The organism is Prescottella sp. GW823-FHT02E09, from assembly GCF_058797375.1.
Window position 1 is genome coordinate 649,105 of sequence record NZ_JBXAJP010000002.1, and the last position, 19,286, is coordinate 668,390.

Genomic DNA, 19,286 nt, shown 5'->3' on the forward strand with positions numbered 1-19,286 from the left:
ATCCCTTCACGTCTCGGTTTCCTCGCCGAGAGCTTGGCGGTGCGAAACGTTGCGGCATTCTGGCTTCGGGTCGCTCCCATCGAGCACCCTCACAGTGGCGGGACCGCGCCTGATTCTCACAGGTCTTCCCCGCAGACGTTTCTCTGTTGCAGCACACTACCGCGACCCGGAGTTTCCTCCGAGCCGCGGTAGTGGATGTGGTGCGATCGTCAGACGGATGCGGACTCGACCACGGGCGCGGCGTGCGCCGGGGCCGTGGGGGCATCGCCGAGCTGCAGCGAACGAGTGCTCCAGTCCCAGACCTGCTGGAACAGGTCGGCGTTGTCGGACAGCTTCAGGCCCAGCGACGGGACCATCTCCTGCAGCTTCGGCTTCCATGCCGCGAACTCGCGCGGGAAGCAGCGCTGCAGCACGTCGAGCATGGCCGGCACGGCGGTGGAGGCGCCGGGCGAGGCACCGAGCAGGCCGGCGATGGTGCCGTCCTCGGCGTTGACCACGGCGGTGCCGAATTCGAGGACGCCGCCCTTGCCCTTCTTGCGGATCACCTGGACTCGCTGACCGGCGGTGATGAGCTCCCAGTCCTTGCCGACAGCCTTCGGCACGAACTCACCGAGGGTGCCGATGCGGTCGGCGGGCGACTGCATGAGCTCACCGATGAGGTACTTGGTCAGACTCAGCTCGGTGAGGCCGACACCGAGCATCGACATCAGGTTGTTGGGCTTGACCGAGCCCGGAAGGTCGGTGATCTTGCCCTGCTTGAGGAACTTCGGCGACCAGCCGGCATAGGGGCCGAACAGCAGGCCCGGCTTGCCGTTGATGACACGGGTGTCGAGGTGCGGCACCGACATCGGGGGCGCGCCGACTGCCGCCTTGCCGTACACCTTGGCCCGGTGCTGGTCGATCAGCTCGGGGTTGGTGCAGCGCAGGAACTGACCGCTGACCGGGAAGCCACCGAAGCCCTTGGCCTCCTTGATGCCCGACTTCTGCAGCAGGTGCAGCGCACCGCCGCCGGCGCCGACGAACACGAACTTGGCGTTGACGGTCTTCTTGGCGCCGGTGCGCAGGTTCTCGACCTTGACGATCCAGCTGCCGTCGGACTGCTTGGTGAGGTTGCGGACCTCGTGACCGAAGTGGACGGTGCCGCCCGACGATGCGACGTAGTTCAGCAGCTGCTTGGTGAGCGCGCCGAAGTCGACGTCGGTGCCGGACTCGGTCCAGTTGAGCGCGACCGGGTCGGAGAAGTCACGGCCCTCGGCCATGAGCGGCAGGCGCTCGGTGAAGAAGTCCTCGGACTCGGAGTACTCCATGCCGGCGAACAGCGGGTGACCGGCGAGTGCCTCGTAGCGGGCGCGCAGGTACTTCACGTTGTCGGCGCCGTGCACGAAGCTCACGTGCGGGATCGGGTTGACGAATTCCTTGGGATCGGTGAGGACCCCGTTGTCGACGGCATGCGACCAGAACTGGCGGGAGACCTGGAACTGCTCGTTGACGTTGATCGCCTTGGTGATGTCGACGGTGCCGTCGGCCTTCGCAGGCGTGTAGTTGAGTTCACACAGCGCGGAGTGCCCGGTGCCCGCGTTGTTCCACGGGTCGCTGCTCTCCGCCGCAGCGGCGTCGAGTCGTTCGAAGGTGGTGATCGACCAGTCCGGCTGCACCTGACGCAGGATCGCGCCGAGCGTTGCGCTCATGATGCCCGCTCCGACGAGCACTACATCGGTCTTCGCCACTACGTTCTGCTCTGACACTGGAGAATCGACTTCCTTGTCTGTTCACACGCGACCTGTTCGCACGCATCGCCCACTCGGATTCACCGGCTTCCGTCACCGGTGACCGTGTCAACTCGTGGCATCGCGTGCACAGACCGCAATTCGCGCGCCTGTGGCGCTTAGGTTACCTGTGCGTCACCTCCCCCAATTGTGCCCCTCGCAAACGACTCTGTTCGCCCAATAGAGTGTGATCGTGACTACTTGGGCTCCCGACGTCCTCGGCGACGGATACCAGCAGCTGACAATCCCTTTGGGGACCGATCCAGACGGGGAGGGCGACGTCGAGGCCACGCTGGTCCGCTACCAGCCCGCATCCGCACCGGGGAACCGGGCCGTGCTCTACGTCCACGGGTTCACCGACTACTTCTTCCAGCAGCACCTTGCACAGCATTTCGCCGAGCAGGGCTTCGCCTTTTTCGCGCTCGACCTGCGCAAATGCGGGCGCTCGCGGCGTCCGGGCCAGACACCGCACTTCGTGACCGACCTACGGATGTACGACGCCGAACTCAACGAGGCCCTCCGCCTGGTGCGCGAGCAGATCGGCGGCGGCCAGGTCCTCCTCGTCGCGCACTCCACGGGCGGGCTGATCGTCCCGCTGTGGCTCGATCGGCTCGAACGCAAACCGGGTGGTTCCGCCGGCGCCGGTGTGGCGGGTCTCATCCTCAACAGCCCGTGGTTCGACCTGCAGGGCCCGGCGCTGCTGCGCACCGCCGGCACGACCGCAGCCATCGACGCGCTGGGCCGGGTGTCGAGCAAGACCCCCGTTCCCGGGCAGAAGCTCGACACGTACGGCTCGAGCCTGCACGTGGGCGCCAACGGCCAGTGGGAGTACGACCTCGACTGGAAGCCGCTGACCGGATTCCCGATCACCTTCGGCTGGCTGCGCGCGATTCGCCGCGGCCACGCGCACCTGCACCGCGGCCTCGACATCGGAGTGCCGTCACTGATCCTGCGCTCGAAGAACACGGTTTTCGCGTCCCGCTACAACCCCGCCGTCGACGCCGCGGACGCGGTTCTCGACGTCGAGCAGATCGCCAAGTGGGCCGGCTGCCTCGGCAACCGCACCACGATCGTGCCGATCGACGGAGCCCGCCACGACGTGTTCCTGTCCACCGAGAAGCCGCTCGCGGCCGCGTTCACCGAGGTGGATCTGTGGCTCGACTGGCTCGATGCCCATCACCTGTCCGATCGAGAGTCCGGAGCCCCCGCGTGAACCACCCCGATACGACCCACTTCGACCTCGCGATCATCGGAAGCGGATCGGGCAACTCGATCCTCGACGACCGCTACGACGGGATGAAGGTCGCGATCCTGGAGGAGAGCACGTTCGGCGGCACATGCCTGAACGTGGGCTGCATCCCCACCAAGATGTACGTCTACGCGGCCGAGGTCGCCCGCACGATCACCGAGTCGTCCAAGCTGGGGATCGACGCGACCCTGGACGACGTGCGCTGGCACGACATCGTCAAGCGCGTGTTCGGCCGGATCGATCCGATCTCGGCCGGCGGCGAGCGGTACCGCGCCGAGGACTGCGCGAACGTGACGGTGTTCCGCGGGCACGCCCGGTTCGTCGGTCCCCGCACCATCGACACCGGAACCGGCGCGGTCATCACGGCCGACCAGGTGGTGATCGCGGCCGGGTCGCGGCCGGTGATCCCGCAGGAGATCCTCGACGGCGGCGTCCGGTTCCACACCAACGACGACATCATGCGGCTGCCCGAACTGCCGGAGCGGCTGGTGATCCTCGGATCCGGCTTCATCGCAGCCGAATTCGCGCACGTGTTCTCGGCGCTCGGCGTGCAGGTGTCGATCATCGGCCGCAGCGACCGGCTGCTGCGGCACTTGGACCGGGACGTCTCGGACTGGTTCACCGAACTGGCACACCGCAAGTGGGACGTGCACCTGAGCAACCCGATGGTCGCCGCGCGCCCCGCCGGCAACGGCATCGAGGTCGAACTGGCCGACGGCACCGTCGTCGCCGGCGACGAGTTGCTGGTCGCGGTCGGCCGCACCCCCAACGGGGATCGGCTCGACGCGGCCCACGGCGGTGTCGCCGTCGACGAGACCGGACGGGTCATCGTCGACGAGTTCCAGCGCACCACCGCTGAGGGCGTGTTCGCGCTCGGGGACGTGTCGTCGCCGTACCAGCTCAAGCACGTAGCGAACCACGAGATGCGCGTCGTCCAACACAACCTGCTCCACGACGCCTGGAACGACAGTGCGGTCCACTCGATCTCACGGCTGCGCCGCACGGACCACCGGTTCGTGCCCGCCGCGGTGTTCACCGACCCGCAGATCGCCGACGTCGGCATGACCGAGGAGCAGGCCCGCGAGGCCGGTCTCGACATCACCGTCAAGGTGCAGAACTACGGCGACGTCGCGTACGGCTGGGCGATGGAGGACGACGAGGGCTTCTGCAAGGTGATCGCCGAGCGCGGCACCGGCCGTCTGCTCGGCGCCCACGTGATCGGCGCGCAGGCCCCGACCGTGATCCAGCCGCTGATCCAGGCGATGAGCTTCGGCCTGTCGGCGCAGGACATGGCCACGGGCCAGTACTGGATCCACCCGGCGATGCCCGAGGTGGTCGAGAACGCCCTGCTCGGCCTCGACATCTGAACGATTCCTCGACGCTCGCCGATCACCCGATCGGCGAGCGTTGTTCGACGGGGTCGGGCAGCCACGCGTGCCATCCCACCAGCACCACCGCCACCGGTGCGGCCGGGATGAAGTACCCGAAAACGAAGAGCGGTGCGGACGCGAAGTACGTGCCGAAGGAGCCCAGGACGAGGACGGCGGTGACGAGTCCCGCGACCCGGCGCCGAAAGACCACGGCGGGAAGCAGACACAGCACCGCCGGGACCGCGAGTGCGGCGACGATCGGCGGTCCGTAGTACCGCGCGATCGATTCCTCGCACTCGGTACCGGATGACCCCCGCGTCGGGAAACCCCAACTCGCACGATGTGATCGACATCATCGAACTCGTCGCGGCCAGAACTCCCAGCCCGGCGCAGATCCACGCCAGCAGAAGCCACCCCGCTCGAATCGCGTTCAGCATGTGCCCGCCTCTCCCCTCGTCGCCGACGACGTTACGAGACAGCGGCGGCTCGCCTGCCGCGACACCTCGCTCTACCCGGAGGTGCCCCGTGCGGCGTCCGCGAAGCGACGGGCCAGGGTCGCGAACGCGGCGCGCAGAGCGAGCGGTTCCACCACCTCGATATCGGCGTCGAACCGGCCGATCGACGCGGCCAGCGACTCCCAGGACCAGGATCCGCAGACGACGCGGCATCGTCCCCCGCCGAGGTCCTCGACCGCTCCTGCATCGACGAACGGAGCGATCTCCGCGGCGGATCGACCGAGGATCACCTCGCCGGTGTACGGCCACCCTTCCGTTCCCGAGGCCCCGGTGAACCGCGCGGCGACGTACGCTTCCACGTCTGCTGCCGGCAACGGTCGCGGAGCGAATCCCGGGCCGGTCGGGACGCGCGGGTCGACACGGTCCGCGCGGAAGATCCGCCAATCGTCCTTGTCGAGGTCCCAACCCACCAGATACCAACGCCCCGATACCGTCACGACGTGGTGGGGTTCGACCCGACGCCGCTCGACGCCTCCGGTGGCAGCGGTGTAGTCGAACCGCAGGACACTCCGTTCCGAAACGGCGTCGGTCAGACTCACGAGCACGTCCGGGTCGACTTCCGCGGCGGCAGCATCCGCCGTCGCGAGCGCCGTGATTCGCAGCGAGTCGATACGGTGACGCAGCCTCGACGGCAGGACCTGGCGCACGGTCGCCAACGCCCGCTCGGAGGCCTCGGTGACCGCGGTTCCACTCGCTGACACGGTCTGCAGAGCAACCGCGATCGCAATCGCCTGCTCGTCGTCGAACATGAGCGGCGGCAGATCCGACCCGGCCTCCAACCGGTACCCACCCTCCGGCCCCTTCAGCGCGACGATCCGGTACCCCAACTCCCGCAACCGATCCACGTCCCGTCGCACCGTGCGCGAGCTGACCTCGAGTTTCTCGGCCAGCAGGTGACCGGGCCAGTCCCTGCGCGCCTGCAGCAGCGACAGCAGCAGAAGCGATCGCGAAGTGGCCGTCGACATGTCGTCGAAAGTAGACCAAGTGGCGGACAGAAACCGGCCGCTACTGCTGCGACCGTGGCTCTCGGCACCGGCGCACGGCCGGTGACCGGAACACACCGGAGGAGAATCCGCCAATGTCCGTGAACGTCACTCCCCACCTGAACTTCCGCGGCGACGCCCGGACCGCGCTCGAGTTCTATCGATCCGTCTTCGGAGGGGAGGTCGTCGTCATCACCTACGCCGACGCCCGGAACATCACCGAACCGGCGGAGGCGAAGCAGGTGATGTGGGGGCAGGTTCTGTCCGACAACGGCTTCCGCATCATGGCGTACGACGTCCCCTCCCACACGTCGTGGGAGCCGGGCACGATTCCGTTCTTCGTCTCCGTTCGCGGTACCGACGCCGCGGAGATCTCGGACTACTGGGCGAAGCTCACGGAGGGGGCGACGCTACTCGTCCCGTTGGCACCCGCCCAGTGGGCTCCGCTGTACGGCATGCTGACCGATCGGTTCGGCGTCACGTGGGTCCTCGACGTCGAAGCCTGACCGTATCCCCCGCCGATCCTGAAGGATTCCGCCCGCCGGACGGGCGGAATCCTTCAGGATCGGCTTTGCCGTCGAGGGCTACTTGCGGTGTCTCAACGCCCGGACGACGCCGTCGCCGATGGACTGCAGGATCTGCACCAGGACGATGAGCACGACGACCGCGACGAGCAGCACCGGCGTGTTGAAGCGCTGGTAGCCGTAGACGATCGCGAAGTCGCCGAGTCCGCCGCCGCCGATGACGCCGGCCATCGCGGAGTAGCCGACCAGCAGGACCACGGTCAGGGTGGCACCGGCGATCAACGCCGAGACCGATTCCGGCAGGAGCACTTTGCGGACGATCTGGCCGTTGCTCGCGCCCATCGCCTGCGCGGCCTCGACTCGGCCGACGGGGACCTCGCGCAGCGCCGACTCGACGACGCGCGCGTAGAACGGGATCGCACCGATCGTCAGCGGCACGATCGCGGCTGTCGGTCCGATCGCGGTGCCGACGATCAATCGCGTCACACCGATCAGCGCGATCATCAGGATGAGGAACGGCAGCGAGCGGAAGACGTTGACGATCGCGCCGAGCACCGCGTTGACGGCGCGCTGCGGCCACAGGCCGCTCGGCGAGGTCACGTGCAGCACCACGCCGAGCACGACGCCGCCGAGCACCGTGAGCACGAACGAGATTCCCACCATGTACAGGGTTTCCTGCGTCGCCTCCCACACCTCGGGGAGCGAGTCGTACCAGGTCAGCTTGTTCATGCGGTCACTCCCTGGGTCACTGCGCCGGTCGATTCCGGTCCTGCACCCCAGGCCAGGGTCGTGCCCGGCTGGGCCTCCACGAACGCCTCGACGTCGGGCCGGTTCACGTCCGGACCGAAACGCAGACGCAGTCGGCCGACCGTGACGCCGGAGACCTGTTCGACGCGACCGCCGACCACGGAGATGTCGACGTCGAGCTTGCGCACCAGCTGCGCGAGCCACGGTCCGTGGGCCTCGTCACCGATCGTGGTGACCATCGCCGTGTCGGCGTCGTCCCCGGCGGACGGGTCGTCCCCGACCGGGACGATCGCCGCGCCGAGCACCGAGCCGGGCGTACCGACCAGGTCGAGGATCCGTCCGGTCTCCGCGATCCGGCCGTCCTCCAGCCGGGCGGCGGAGGTGCAGATGCGGCGCAGCACACCCAGCTCGTGGGTGATGAGCACGACGGTGACGCCGATCCTGCGATTCAGTTCGGCGAGCAGGTCGAGCACCTGATCGGTGGTATCGGGGTCGAGCGCACTGGTCGCCTCGTCGCACAACAGCACGTCGGGCTCGGACGCCAGCGCCCGCGCGATGCCCACGCGCTGCTGCTGACCGCCCGACAGCTGCGACGGGAACGCCTTCTCCTTCCCCGCGAGACCGACCAATTCGATCAGCTCGTCGGCACGGGCCCGGCGCTGCCTGCGGTCCAGCCCGGCCAGTTCGAGCGGGAACTCGATGTTTGCTCGGACGGTCCGCGAGTGCAGCAGGTTGAACTGCTGGAACACGGTGCCGATGCGGCGGCGCGCCTGCCGCTGACCGGCTCCGGTGAGCTGCGAGACGTCGTCGCCGCGGAGCACGATGCGCCCACTGGTGGGGCGCTCGAGCAGGTTCAGGCACCTCAGCAGCGTCGACTTGCCGGCACCCGACGGCCCGACGATGCCGAAGATCTCTCCGTCGGCGATCTCGAGGTCGATGCCACGCAGGGCCGAGACCTCCCCCGCGCCGGCGGCGGCGGGGAAGGTCTTGACCAGATTCTCGACGGTGATCATCAGCTGCCCGCGTGGACCGGGATGACCGCGCCGGAGTAGTTCTCCTGAATCCAGGCGGCGGTTTCCGGCGACTCGAGGGCGTCGGCGAGGGCCCGGACGCCGGGGTCGTTCTCGTCGGCGGCGCGGACGACGAGCAGGTTCGCGAACGGGTTACCCTCCGCCTTCTCCGCGATGAGCGAGTCGTCGATCGGATTCAGACCGGCCTCGAGCGCGTAGTTCGAATTGATGATCGCAGCGGTGATCTGCGGGTCGCCCAGGTTGCGGGCGATCTGCGAACGCTCGATCTCGACGAACTTCAGGTTCTTCGGGTTGGCCTTGATGTTCTTCTGGGTCACGACCGACAGGTTGGCGTCGGCGAACGGCACGTCCATCTCGATCAGTCCGGCCGACTCGAGCAGGTACAGCCCGCGCGAGAAGTTGGTCGTGTCCTTGGGCAGAGCGATGGTCGAACCGTCGGCGATCTGGTCGATCGCGGTGACCTTCTCGGAGTACAGGCCCATCGGCTCGAGGTGGACGTCGGCGACCGCGACCAGGTCGTCGACGCCCTTCTGCTTCTGCCAGTCCGCGAGATACGGGGCGTGCTGGAAGTAGTTGACCTTCACGTCGCCGGCGACGAGCAGTTCGTTGGGGTCGATCTCACCGGTGACCGGCTTGATGTCGAGCTTGACGTCGCCGAGGGCGCCGGAGTCGGCGATGTGCTCGAGGATCTCCACGTGCGGGGTGGTCGAGGCGGAGATCACCAACTTCTCCCCGTCACCTCCCGAGGAGCACGCAGCCAGGCCCACGGTGAGCAGGGCGGCGGCGGACAGGACAGCAGTGCGGCGCAAGAACATTGGGAGGTACCTTCCGATCGGGTCGAGATGGTCAGCCGCGCAGGGCGGGCAGGTCGAGCAGGTCGCGGTGGTACCGCTCGGTGACGTTGGGATGGGCGCGCAGACGCGACTTGAGGGCGTTGAGCCCGTAGCGGGCGTGCAGGGTGCCACCGTGCTGGTCGGGACCGACACCGGCGGCCTCCGCGGACAGCTCGGGTGACAGCGGCACGGTGGGCAGCGCATGGTCGTAGCCGGGGTTGAGGAAGAACGGCAGCGAGACACGGTCGGTGCCGGCGGCCGGCGGCAACACCCGGTGCACGGTGGCCTTGAGGTAGCCGCCGGTGGCGACCTCGAGCAACTCGCCGATGTTGACGAGCAGGTGCCCGGGGATCGGTGCGACGTCGAGCCATCCGCCGTCGGTCTCCACCTGGAATCCGGTACTGCTGGGCTCCGGGTAGAGCAGGGTCAGCGCCCCGACGTCCTTGTGGCTGCCGACCCCCTGGTCGGTGACCGAACCGTCGTGGCCCGGGTAGCGGGCGATCTTCAGCAGCGGATCGGGGTCGGCGAAGGCGGTGTCGAAGAAGTCCGCGGGTGCGCCGAGCGACTGCGCCCAGCCACTGATCAGGCGGAGCCCGGCGGTCTGCGCCTGAGCCGACCATTCGAGCGCCAGTTCGCGCAGCTGCGGCACGCGTGTCGGCCACAGGTTGGGGCCGTGCAGCACGTCCCAGGGGCGGTCGGGGTCGATCGGGTCGACCGCGGGCCGCTCGGGTCCGATGTCGAGCTGCTCACGCCAGTCGATGTAGCCCTGGGTGCGCTCGCCGCCGACACGGGTGTAGCCGCGGAAATGGGGCGAGTTGCTGTTCTCGATCTCGAGCTTGTCCGCCTCGGGCAGGGCGAAGAACTCGCGGGAGGTGGCGATCAGGTTGTCGGTGAGCTGCTGATCGATGCCGTGCCCGGTCAGGTAGAAGAACCCGATCTCGTGGGTGACCTTACGGAGCGCGTCGACGTCGAGGTTTTCCAGATCGATGATCGGGAGAGCATGTGCGGGCATGGAACAGATCCTTTCCCCACGGGCACCGGCGGATAACTCACGCTGCGACGTTTCGGTGCCCGGTGGGAAAAATCAGCACGGGGATGCGGGACGGCCTTCGAGGGTGCCGTCGCGCGGGGATCTCGTCTCAGCTCACGCGCATGCAGCGACAACACGCGTGACGCATTCGCATCACGGTGGCGGTGGCTGCAGTGCCGCGCATCGAGGTCCTTCCCGGACGAGATCGAGAATCGACACACCCGATTCGGCGTGTTCGTTCCAGGAGGTTAACGCGCTTTCCGCCCCGCGATCAAATCGAACGTATACGCATGGCGACGAACGGCGACATCCGTGAGACGAACGGTCGCCGGCGGCATTCCCGCGCGATCTAGCCGAGCTTGCCGGACAGCTGCTCGAGCCGGTGCAGGCTCGCCCCGTCGAGGCCCACGACGCGCACGGACGTCCCCTTCGCGGCGTACTTGCGCTGCACCGCGTCGAGCGTGGCCACCGTCGAGGCATCCCACACCTCGGCGCCGGTGAGGTCGATGACCACCGAGTCCGGGTCACCGTCGTAGTCGAACCGGTGCACCAGATCGTTGCTCGACGCCCAGAACAACTGACCCGAGATCGTGTAGATCCGCTCCCCACCCTCGTCGGAGACTTCGACCCCGGTCAGGTGGGCGACGCGCCGGGCGAACGCCACCGTCGCGGTCAGCACTCCGAGGATGACGCCGACGGCGAGGTTCTCGGTCGCGAGCGTGCCGGCCACGGTCACCAGCATCACGAGGGTTTCGCTGCGCGGCATCATCTTCAGCGTGCGGGGCGCGATGCTGCGCCAGTCGAAGGTCGTCACCGCGATCACCACCATCACCGCGACCAGCGCCGCCATCGGGATCGCCCCGACGACGTCGCCGACGGTCACACACAGCACCAGCAGGAAGGCGCCGGCGAGGAAGGTGGAGATACGGGTGCGGGCCCGCCCCTCCTTCACGTTGATCATCGTCTGGCCGATCATCGCGCAGCCACCCATACCACCGAACAACGCGCCCGCGGCGTTGGCGACGCCCTGCCCCCAGGCCTCGCGGGTCTTGTCCGAGGGGGTGTCGGTGATGTCGTCGACGAGTTTGGCGGTGAGCAGCGACTCGAGCAGTCCGACCAGCGCGAGGCCGAGGGCGAACGGCGCGATGATCGTCAGCGTCTCCCACGTGAGCGGCACGTCGGGGATCATCCAGGTGGGCAGTCCCGACGGAAGTTCGCCCTGATCGGCGACGTCGGGCACGTCCAGGTGGAACAGGGCGACTACACCGGTCAGGACGACGATCGCGATCAGCGGTGCCGGAACGGCTTTCGTCAGCCGGGGTACGAAAACGATCATCGCCAGACCGGCCGCGACGAGCGGATAGACGAGCCACGGCACGTCGAACAGATGCCGCAGCTGGGCGCTGAAGATGAGGATCGCGAGGGCGTTGACGAAGCCGATCATCACCGACCGCGGGATGAACCGCACCAGCTTCGCCAGACCGGCGCCGGCGAAGAGGATCTGCAACGCGCCGGCCACCCACACCGCGGCTATCAGGTAGTCGATGCCGTGGGAGGCGACCAGTGGCGCCACCACCAGCGCCGTCGCGCCCGCGGCGGCGGAGACCATCGCGGGCCGGCCACCGACGAACGCGACCGTCATCGCCATGATGCACGAGGTGTACAGCGCCACCTCGGGATCCACGCCCGCGATGACCGCGAACGAGATCACCTCGGGGATCAGCGCGAGGGACGTGACCAGGCCGGCCAGCACCTCGGTGGTCAGGCGTCGCGGGGTCCGCAGCGCGACACGAACGGAGGTGACGTCGGGCGGGGCGGTAGCGGTGTCGTGCACCGGAGGAGTCTAGAAACCTCCCACCGGCATCCGCCGATCACCCCGCGCGCCGGGCCGTCACCAGGAACTGGTGCGGAGGACGATCTCGCTGGCCAGCTCCGGGGCCGCGTCGGCGGGGACGTTGTCGATGCCGTCGAGCTGGACGATCCGGAACTCCGAGTACGCGTACCGCCCGCTCGCGTCCGCGCAGGGGCGTCCGAGCGAGGTGCCCACGACGACGGTGGTCGGCAGTTCGACGGCGGGACATGCCGCATCCCGGACGGACCCGTCCGCACCCGGCACCGCGGGGTGGCCACGATCGGCGACGACGAGGCTCGCGAACCGGCCGAACGTCTTGGCCGCCAGCAGCCACGCCAGCTCGGCGCCCGACCCGGAGCCGACGAGGTTGACCCACGGCAGCTTCAGCTCGTCGAGCATCGCGATGACCGACGGCTCGTCGAGTCCGTCGACGTTCTCGGGCACGACGGTTCGCAGATCGGAGTCGTGCAGGCGCGCACAGACGGCGTCGAAGACGTCGGCCGAATCGCCCGCATCGGGCAGCAAGAGGACCGTGTGCCGGCTCTCGGGCCCACCGATACGGACCGTCCAGGTCCCGTTTCCCACCTCAACACGCGTCGACTCCATGGCTGGAAACGGTACGCGATCCACGTCACGGAATCGGACACCTATCCGGGATAGATCTTGCCGATGATCTCCCTCGCCATGCTGGTCGCCGGGTCCTGCCCGTTCGCGGCCGGGGCCAGGTTGGCCCACACCACCAGCGTCACCTTGTTCTCGGGGTCGTGCCCCATGAAGGAGTTGAATCCCGGCAGCTCGCCGGTGTGCCCGAACATCGGACCCATTTTCGCTATGCCCCAACCGTATTGGGCCGATGCACTGTCCTGACTCGTCGGCTGCACACTCGCGAGCCGCTGCGCTTGGAGGTCGGAGCCCAGCAGTTTCCCACCCACCAACGCCTGCACCCATGTCACGAGGTCGTCCGCGGTCGAGATGCCGGCGCCGGCCGCCCATGCCCACGACGGGTTGACTTCGGTGACGTCGTTCGGCTGCAGGGTTCCGTCCTTCGCGGCGGCCTGCATGTCCGCCGGCAGCGCCGGATCGGTCAACGTGTCCATGTTCGTCCCGTACACGTAACCCTGCGAGTGCGGCGCGGGAATCGAGCTGTCTGCGGTGTCCGGGAACGAGGTTCCGGTCAGCCCCAGCGGACCGAACAGCCGCGACTGGAAGATCTGTGGCAACGGCTTGCCGTCCAGGCTCTCTGCGATCAGACCCAGCAGCACGATGTTGGTGTTGGAGTAGTGATACCCCTGCCCCGGCGGGAAGTACGGCGGATTCGCGAACCCGAGTGCCAGCAGGTCGTCCGGCTTCCACTGCATCTGCGGCTCGTTGTCGAGGGTCTCGTTGAGTTCGGCGGTCTCGGTGTAGTTGAACAGGCCGCTACGCATGTCGAGCAACTGCTCGATCGTGATGTTGTCGCCGTTCGGGACGTCGGGCCGGAACTTCGAGACCGGATCCGTCAGCGCGATCTTGCCCTCCTGGACGAGCTGCAGGATGACGGTGCCGGTCATGGTCTTGGTGTTGGAGCCGATGCGGATGTGCTCGACCGTGTCCACCGCCGCCGTTTCACCGAGCGTCCCGGTCCCGTACTTCACCGTGAAATCACCGCCGGGCATCTCGAGGATCGCGACCGCGCCGGGGATCTGCAACTCCTTCGCAACGTCGGCGACGACGTCGTTCAGCATGGCAGCGTCGACCTTCTGCAGCGCCGTGGTGGTGGCCGCGGCCGACGTCGTGCTCGACGACACACCGGCGGATGTGGTCTCGTCGGATCCCGAATCACCGGAGCCACACCCGGCGAGAGCGAGCGTCGCGACCAGAGCGCCGCACGCGATACGAATCCCCGTCCCGGCATCGAATCTGCTGCGCATGTCGGCTCCCGTCATCGCGAATGTCCAGGCCGTTCGGCACCGCTCCGGATTTTAGGTGCCGGGGCCGCCCTTCCGTGCCGAACGCGCGAAACCGCCGCCCGCCCGGAGCGATCGGGTTGACCCCCGACCACTCCGGCTCTATGGTTCATTACATGAGTAATGAACCAACCAGCCTCGCGACGGGCGGGGCGCGGTGCTGAACGAGGAGGGCAGGCCCCTCTTCCAGCAGATCGCGGGGCTCGTCGAGAACGCGATCATCGACGGTTCACTGCCGGAGGAGTCGCAGGCCCCGTCGACCAACGAACTGGCGGCCTTCCATCGGATCAACCCGGCGACCGCGGCAAAGGGGCTCAACCAACTTGTCGCCGACGGAATCCTCTACAAGAGAAGGGGTATCGGCATGTTCGTCACCACGGGCGCACGGGACGCGCTCCGGTTCCGCAGGCGCGAACAGTTCGCGGCGCAGTACGTAGCGCCACTCGTCCGCGAGGCGGACAAGCTCGGAATGAGCGTCGCCGAGCTGAAATCCATGCTGGACAAGTGGGAGGAACGTCCATGACCATCACGGACATCGACCGGGACACCATCGTCTCGGTGCGGGCGATCGGGAAACGGTACGGCGACGTCACCGCCCTCGAGGACGTCTCGTTCGAGCTGCAGGCGGGGAAGATCTACGGGCTGCTCGGCCGCAACGGAGCGGGCAAGACCACACTGATGAAAATCCTCACCGGCCAGGAACTGCCGAGCACTGGGGAGGTGAGCGCGTTCGGCGGCGCACCGTTCGAGAACGCCGACGTCCTGCAGAACCTGTGCTTCGTCAAGGAGAGCCAGAAGTACCCGGACGACCTGAAGGTCAAGCACGTCCTGTCGGCGGCGGAACTCCTGCTGCCGGGGTGGGACGGCGCGTTCGCCGACCGGCTGATGGACGACTTCCAGCTACCCGGGAATCGCCGCGTCAAGAAGCTCTCGCGCGGCATGACCTCGGCACTCGGTATCGTCATCGGGCTGGCGTCCCGCGCCCCGCTGACACTGTTCGACGAGCCGTACCTGGGGCTGGACGCGGTAGCGCGACAACTGTTCTACGACAGGCTGCTCGCCGACTACGCGGACCATCCGCGCACGGTCGTGCTGTCCACGCACCTGATCGACGAGGTCGCCGACCTGCTCGAACACGTCATCGTCATCGGCGGCGGCCGCGTCGCGACCGACGCCGACTCGGACGACCTGCGCAGCCGGCACGTGCTGGCCAGCGGTCGGGCCACCGCGATCGACGCCTTCGCCGTGGGCAGGACGGTCCTGCACCGCGAGGACATCGGCGGCTTCGCTCGCGCGACCCTGCGGGGCACCGTCACAGCGGCGGACCGCGCCGAGGCGGCGCGATCCGACATCGAACTTTCTCCGGTTTCCTTGCAGCAGATCACGATTCGCAATGCACTCGACAGCCGAACCGACACCGGCAAGGAGACCCGATCATGACCGCCGCCACCCTGACCACCGCACCGGCGCCCGTCCCCACCGGCACCCGGCGCCTGCCGGCGGTCTGTCGGCTCCACGTGGTGTCGTGGCCGCTGCTGCTGGCCGCACCCGCCGCCATCCTCGCCGTCACCTTCGCCATCAACCTCACGATCTTCGCACTGATCGACTCCGGCGACGAACTCCACGGCACCGGCGCCGTGCTCGCGCTGTACGGCTTCGTCGTGGCGTTCTACGCGCAGGCGATGACGCAGACGTTCCCGTTCGCGCTGGGACTGAGCGTGACGCGGCGTCAGTTCTTCACCTCGACCACCGTCGTCGCGGTGGTCCAGTCGATCGCCTTCGCCGCGGTGCTGCAACTGCTGTCGGTGATCGAGGCCGCGACCGGCGGATGGGGCGTCCGGATGCGCATGTTCGGCGTCCTCCGCTACGCGACCGATTCAGCTGTGCTGCAGACCGTCACGCTGTTCGCGAGCCTGCTGCTCACCACGTCGATCTCGATGCTGCTGGGCGCGGTGTACCAGCGCTGGCGGACCCTGGGTTTCCTCATCGCGGGCATCGGCACGGTCGGGGCGCTGGGCCTCGCCGCCGTCGTCATCACGTGGGCACGCTGGTGGCCGGCGATCGGATCCTGGTTCGTCGACGCGCCCCGGGCGATGGTGCTCGCGGTGGTTCCGCTGGCCGCCTCCGTCGCGGCGATCGCCGCTACCTGGGCGGTCCTCAGGCGAACGACGACCTGATCGTCGGCATTCCGCTCGGCGCGCCGCCTTCCAGCAGCGCGTCGAGCGCGTCGACGTCCAGGTGTCGTTCGACGAGATCGGCCAGCAGATCCAATTGCGCCTCCCGCACCCGCGCGACGTCGGTGTCGGGTGCGACGCGGAACCCGGTCCGGCCGGCCGTCTCGGCGACCTCGGTCAGCAGGCGCCGCCGGTAGTCGTCGCTCTCGAGCAGTCCGTGCCAGTGGGTGCCTCGGACACTCCCCCGGACGCTGCCCTCCTTGGAGCCGTCCGCGCCACTGAGCAGCGGCGCGTCGCCGTTGCGCCGGACGCGTCCATGATGGATCTCGTAGCCACGCACGGGAATTCCGGCCGCGTCGCCCTCGACCTGGGCGAGCACCTTGTCGGCGGCGAACTCGATCTCGAGGTCCAGCAGGCCCAGTCCGGGCACCGACTCGAGACCGGACTCGACGCCGTCGTCGATGACCGCGCCGAGCATCTGGTAGCCGCCGCAGATGCCGAGGATCGCGCCGCCGGCCTCCGCCCGGCGGACGAGGGCATCGCCGATACCGTTGCGCCGCAACCACTCCAGGTCCGTCACGGTCGACTTGCTGCCGGGCACCACGACGAGGTCTGCGTCGGCCAGACGCGACGGCTCGCTCACCCAATGCACCGACACGCCGGGCTCGCACGCGAGGGCCTCGACGTCGGTGGAGTTGGAGATGCGCGGCAGCCGGATAGCGGCCACCCGCAACCACTCGTCGCCGGCCGGCGAGCCGGGCCGCCCGACGGCCGCATCGCCGACCACGCCCAGCGAGTCCTCGGCGTCGAGCCACAGGTCCTCGGCGAACGGGATGACGCCGAGCGTGGGACGCCCGGTGAGGGCGCCCAGTTGCTCGAGCCCGGGTTCGAGCAGGCTCACGTCGCCGCGGAACTTGTTGATCACGAACCCGGCGATCAGCGCCTGATCCTCGGGCGAGAGCACCGCGACGGTGCCGAACAGGTGCGCCAGCACTCCCCCACGGTCGATGTCACCGACCACGATCACCGGCAGCTGCGCGGCCTGCGCCAGCCCCATGTTCGCGAGGTCGGTGGCCCGCAGGTTGATCTCGGCGGGCGAGCCCGCACCCTCGCAGATCACGACGTCGAACTCGGCACGCAGCGACGCCAGTTCGTCGGCGACGATCTCCCGCAGCCATTCCCGGTGGGTGATGTAGTCGCGGGCGCCGACGGTGGTGACGGCCTTGCCTCGGACGACGAGCTGCGAGGTGCGGTCGCCGCCGGGCTTGAGCAGCACCGGGTTGAACCGCACGCTCGGCTCGAGCCCGCAGGCCCGCGCCTGCAGCGCTTGCGCGCGGCCGATCTCCCCGCCGTCGAGCGTGACCACGGAGTTGTTCGACATGTTCTGCGCCTTGAACGGCGCCACCTTCACCCCGCGCCGCGCCAGCATCCGGCACAGCCCGGCGACGAGGACGCTCTTGCCGGCGTCGGACGTGGTGCCGGCGACCAGCAGCGCGCCGGTCAGCGCCGCGGTCACGGCAGCGTGAGGATCTCGTTGCCCTCGTCGGTGACGACGATGGTGTGCTCGAACTGGGCGGTCCACTTGCGATCCTTGGTGACGACGGTCCAGCCGTCCTCCCAGATGTCGTAGTCGACGGTGCCGAGGTTGATCATCGGCTCGATCGTAAACACCATGCCGGGCTCGATGATCGTGTCGACGTTGGGCTGGTCGTAGTGCAGGATCACCAGTCCGTTGTGGAAGGTCTCGCCGATGCCGTGGCCGGTGAAGTCGCGCACGACGCCGTAGCCGAAGCGGTTGGCGTACGACTCGATGACGCGTCCGATGACGTTGAGTTCGCGGCCCGGCTTGACGGCCTTGATCGCGCGCATCGTGGCCTCGCGGGTGCGCTCGACCAGCAAGCGGTTCTCCTCGGAGACGTCGCCGGCGAGGAACGTCGCGTTGGTGTCGCCGTGCACGCCGTCGATGAAAGCGGTGACGTCGATGTTGACGATGTCGCCGTCCTGGACCACGGTCGAGTCGGGGATCCCGTGGCAGATGACCTCGTTGAGCGACGTGCAGCACGACTTCGGGAAGCCGCGGTAGCCCAGCGTCGACGGGTAGGCGCCGTGATCGCACATGTACTCGTGCGCGATGCGGTCCAGCTCGTCGGTGGTGACGCCCGGCGCGACGGCCTTGCCGGCCTCCTGCAGCGCCTGAGCAGCGATCTTGCTCGCCACCCGCATCTTCTCGATGGTCTCCGGCGTCTGCACCCACGGCTCCTTGCCCTCGCGGGCCGTCGCCTTCCACACGTACTCGGGGCGCTCGATGCCCTTGGGGACGTCGAGGACGGGTGAGACGGTTCCGGGAACGAGAGCAGTGCGAACAGACATGGGTTCAGGGTAGACCGCGCCTCCGACCGACCTGCGCTTCCCCGCGTTATGCGCCGTTGACGCCGATTGCCTCGCGGCGCGGTTGCGATTGGTGTGCACACGGCGCAAGCGCAGGACGACCAGCGCCGATCCTGAAACAGGTTCGATCTGTGGCCGAACCTGGTTTCGACTCGGAGGAATCGGGGCACCGAAACCCCGGAGCCGATCTCTTCGACGCGAGATTCCGATTCTCGTGGCGGTCGTCGTCGCGCTGATTCTTCTACTGCAGATGTTCGTGGGCCGGATCTACTTCATCCCGTCGGAGTCGATGGAGCCGACGCTGCACGGCTGCGACGGATGCACCGGCGATCGGATCGTCGTCGACAGGATCACCTATCGGTTCGGCGACCCGAAACCAGGTGACGTCGTGGTGTTCGAGGGTCCGCCGTCATGGAACACGGAGTACCGCTCCCGGGCTCGGACAACTCGATCCTGCGGGGAGGTCCAGAACGCCGGCGCCGCCGTCGGGTTTGCACCACCGGACCAGAACAACCTCGTGAAGCGGGTGGTGGCGGTGGCCGGTCAAACGGTGCAGTGTCTTCCCAGGTCTTCCCGGCGACAGCGGGGTGAAGGTGGAGGGCGAAACCCTGGACGAGCCGTACGTCGACAACCGGATCTCCCCCGGCAACAGCGCCCCGTGCCACGGGAAGTACTTCGGTCCGGTGACCGTACCGAAGTCCAGCGTGTGGGTGATGGGCGACAACCGCGCCAATTCGAAGGATTCCTGTTTCCACATGGACGACGACCTCCACGGCGCCGTACCGGTCGCGAACGTGGTGGGCAAGGTGCGGCTGATCATGCTGCCACCGCCTCGATGGGGCATCGTCCACGGGGTCGACCCGCAGGGGTAGCGCCGC

Annotated in this window: 19 protein-coding genes, 1 pseudogene and 1 riboswitch; of the genes and pseudogenes, 8 read left to right on the forward strand and 12 right to left on the reverse strand. The window is 68.1% G+C overall.

Annotated elements, in window-relative coordinates:
• Positions 1-44: 44 nt before the first annotated feature.
• Positions 45-141: riboswitch (adenosylcobalamin-variant (AdoCbl-variant) riboswitch) on the reverse strand.
• A gap of 68 nt (positions 142-209) precedes the next feature.
• On the reverse strand, positions 210-1,745 hold the full coding sequence (gene mqo, locus AC1RIF_RS07170; protein WP_492600662.1) for a malate dehydrogenase (quinone): 1,536 nt from the start codon (positions 1,743-1,745) through the stop codon (positions 210-212).
• Between the two features lie 214 nt (positions 1,746-1,959).
• Between mqo and AC1RIF_RS07175 the strand changes: the two genes are divergently transcribed.
• Both AC1RIF_RS07175 and mtr read left to right on the forward strand, forming a co-directional pair.
• Positions 1,960-2,979 carry an alpha/beta hydrolase gene (locus AC1RIF_RS07175; RefSeq protein ID WP_492600663.1) on the forward strand — a complete coding sequence of 340 codons (1,020 nt, stop codon included), beginning with the start codon at positions 1,960-1,962 and terminating at the stop codon, positions 2,977-2,979.
• A complete protein-coding gene (gene mtr / locus AC1RIF_RS07180; protein WP_492600664.1) occupies positions 2,976-4,382 on the forward strand; it encodes a mycothione reductase in 1,407 nt (468 codons plus the stop codon). Before AC1RIF_RS07175 ends, mtr begins: the two co-directional genes overlap by 4 nt.
• 22 nt (positions 4,383-4,404) lie before the next feature.
• On the opposite strand, the gene AC1RIF_RS07185 is transcribed toward mtr, so the two are convergent.
• Both AC1RIF_RS07185 and AC1RIF_RS07190 read right to left on the reverse strand, forming a co-directional pair.
• Positions 4,405-4,596, reverse strand: a complete 192-nt coding sequence (locus AC1RIF_RS07185; RefSeq protein WP_492600665.1) for a hypothetical protein — start codon at positions 4,594-4,596, stop codon at positions 4,405-4,407.
• A 297-nt stretch (positions 4,597-4,893) separates the two neighbouring features.
• Positions 4,894-5,865 (reverse strand): helix-turn-helix transcriptional regulator, encoded by a 972-nt coding sequence (locus AC1RIF_RS07190; RefSeq protein ID WP_492600666.1) that lies wholly within the window; start codon positions 5,863-5,865, stop codon positions 4,894-4,896.
• Between the two features lie 113 nt (positions 5,866-5,978).
• Here AC1RIF_RS07190 and AC1RIF_RS07195 point away from each other — a divergent pair, with 113 nt between their 5' ends.
• A complete protein-coding gene (locus AC1RIF_RS07195; RefSeq protein WP_492600667.1) occupies positions 5,979-6,389 on the forward strand; it encodes a VOC family protein in 411 nt (136 codons plus the stop codon).
• A gap of 78 nt (positions 6,390-6,467) precedes the next feature.
• Here the strand turns inward: AC1RIF_RS07195 and AC1RIF_RS07200 are convergent, their stop codons facing one another.
• From AC1RIF_RS07200 to AC1RIF_RS07230, 7 genes are all read right to left on the reverse strand, one after another.
• Positions 6,468-7,136: a methionine ABC transporter permease gene (locus AC1RIF_RS07200; RefSeq protein ID WP_492600668.1), complete on the reverse strand. Its 669-nt coding sequence runs from the start codon at positions 7,134-7,136 to the stop codon at positions 6,468-6,470.
• Positions 7,133-8,167, reverse strand: coding sequence for a methionine ABC transporter ATP-binding protein (locus AC1RIF_RS07205; protein WP_492600669.1), 1,035 nt, complete (start codon positions 8,165-8,167; stop codon positions 7,133-7,135). The genes AC1RIF_RS07200 and AC1RIF_RS07205 overlap by 4 nt, the downstream gene beginning before the upstream one ends.
• Complete coding sequence (locus tag AC1RIF_RS07210; protein ID WP_492600670.1) at positions 8,167-9,000, reverse strand: MetQ/NlpA family ABC transporter substrate-binding protein; 834 nt, start codon at positions 8,998-9,000, stop codon at positions 8,167-8,169. The genes AC1RIF_RS07205 and AC1RIF_RS07210 overlap by 1 nt, the downstream gene beginning before the upstream one ends.
• 31 nt (positions 9,001-9,031) lie before the next feature.
• Complete coding sequence (locus tag AC1RIF_RS07215; RefSeq protein WP_492600671.1) at positions 9,032-10,030, reverse strand: isopenicillin N synthase family dioxygenase; 999 nt, start codon at positions 10,028-10,030, stop codon at positions 9,032-9,034.
• 367 nt (positions 10,031-10,397) lie between these two features.
• A complete protein-coding gene (locus AC1RIF_RS07220) occupies positions 10,398-11,882 on the reverse strand; it encodes a SulP family inorganic anion transporter (RefSeq protein ID WP_492600672.1) in 1,485 nt (494 codons plus the stop codon).
• Between the two features lie 57 nt (positions 11,883-11,939).
• Positions 11,940-12,506 carry an alpha/beta fold hydrolase gene (locus tag AC1RIF_RS07225; RefSeq protein ID WP_492600673.1) on the reverse strand — a complete coding sequence of 189 codons (567 nt, stop codon included), beginning with the start codon at positions 12,504-12,506 and terminating at the stop codon, positions 11,940-11,942.
• A gap of 41 nt (positions 12,507-12,547) precedes the next feature.
• Positions 12,548-13,810: a serine hydrolase domain-containing protein gene (locus tag AC1RIF_RS07230; protein WP_492600674.1), complete on the reverse strand. Its 1,263-nt coding sequence runs from the start codon at positions 13,808-13,810 to the stop codon at positions 12,548-12,550.
• 196 nt (positions 13,811-14,006) lie between these two features.
• Between AC1RIF_RS07230 and AC1RIF_RS07235 the strand changes: the two genes are divergently transcribed.
• The 3 genes from AC1RIF_RS07235 to AC1RIF_RS07245 are packed head-to-tail and all read left to right on the forward strand — an operon-like array spanning position 14,007 to position 16,023.
• Positions 14,007-14,369 carry a GntR family transcriptional regulator gene (locus AC1RIF_RS07235; RefSeq protein ID WP_492600801.1) on the forward strand — a complete coding sequence of 121 codons (363 nt, stop codon included), beginning with the start codon at positions 14,007-14,009 and terminating at the stop codon, positions 14,367-14,369.
• Positions 14,366-15,286, forward strand: coding sequence for an ABC transporter ATP-binding protein (locus AC1RIF_RS07240; protein ID WP_492600675.1), 921 nt, complete (start codon positions 14,366-14,368; stop codon positions 15,284-15,286). Before AC1RIF_RS07235 ends, AC1RIF_RS07240 begins: the two co-directional genes overlap by 4 nt.
• A complete protein-coding gene (locus tag AC1RIF_RS07245; RefSeq protein ID WP_492600676.1) occupies positions 15,283-16,023 on the forward strand; it encodes an ABC transporter permease in 741 nt (246 codons plus the stop codon). The genes AC1RIF_RS07240 and AC1RIF_RS07245 overlap by 4 nt, the downstream gene beginning before the upstream one ends.
• Here the strand turns inward: AC1RIF_RS07245 and AC1RIF_RS07250 are convergent.
• Both AC1RIF_RS07250 and map read right to left on the reverse strand, forming a co-directional pair.
• Positions 16,004-17,524, reverse strand: coding sequence for a cobyric acid synthase (locus tag AC1RIF_RS07250; RefSeq protein WP_492600802.1), 1,521 nt, complete (start codon positions 17,522-17,524; stop codon positions 16,004-16,006). The genes AC1RIF_RS07245 and AC1RIF_RS07250 overlap by 20 nt on opposite strands.
• An 8-nt stretch (positions 17,525-17,532) precedes the next feature.
• Positions 17,533-18,390 carry a type I methionyl aminopeptidase gene (gene map, locus AC1RIF_RS07255; protein ID WP_492600677.1) on the reverse strand — a complete coding sequence of 286 codons (858 nt, stop codon included), beginning with the start codon at positions 18,388-18,390 and terminating at the stop codon, positions 17,533-17,535.
• Between the two features lie 268 nt (positions 18,391-18,658).
• On the opposite strand from map, the pseudogene AC1RIF_RS07260 reads away from it, so the two are divergent.
• Positions 18,659-18,907 (forward strand): annotated as a pseudogene (locus AC1RIF_RS07260) (S26 family signal peptidase); the annotation flags it as partial.
• A 94-nt stretch (positions 18,908-19,001) separates the two neighbouring features.
• Complete coding sequence (locus tag AC1RIF_RS07265) at positions 19,002-19,280, forward strand: S26 family signal peptidase (RefSeq protein ID WP_492600678.1); 279 nt, start codon at positions 19,002-19,004, stop codon at positions 19,278-19,280.
• The last annotated feature ends 6 nt before the right edge of the window (positions 19,281-19,286 follow it).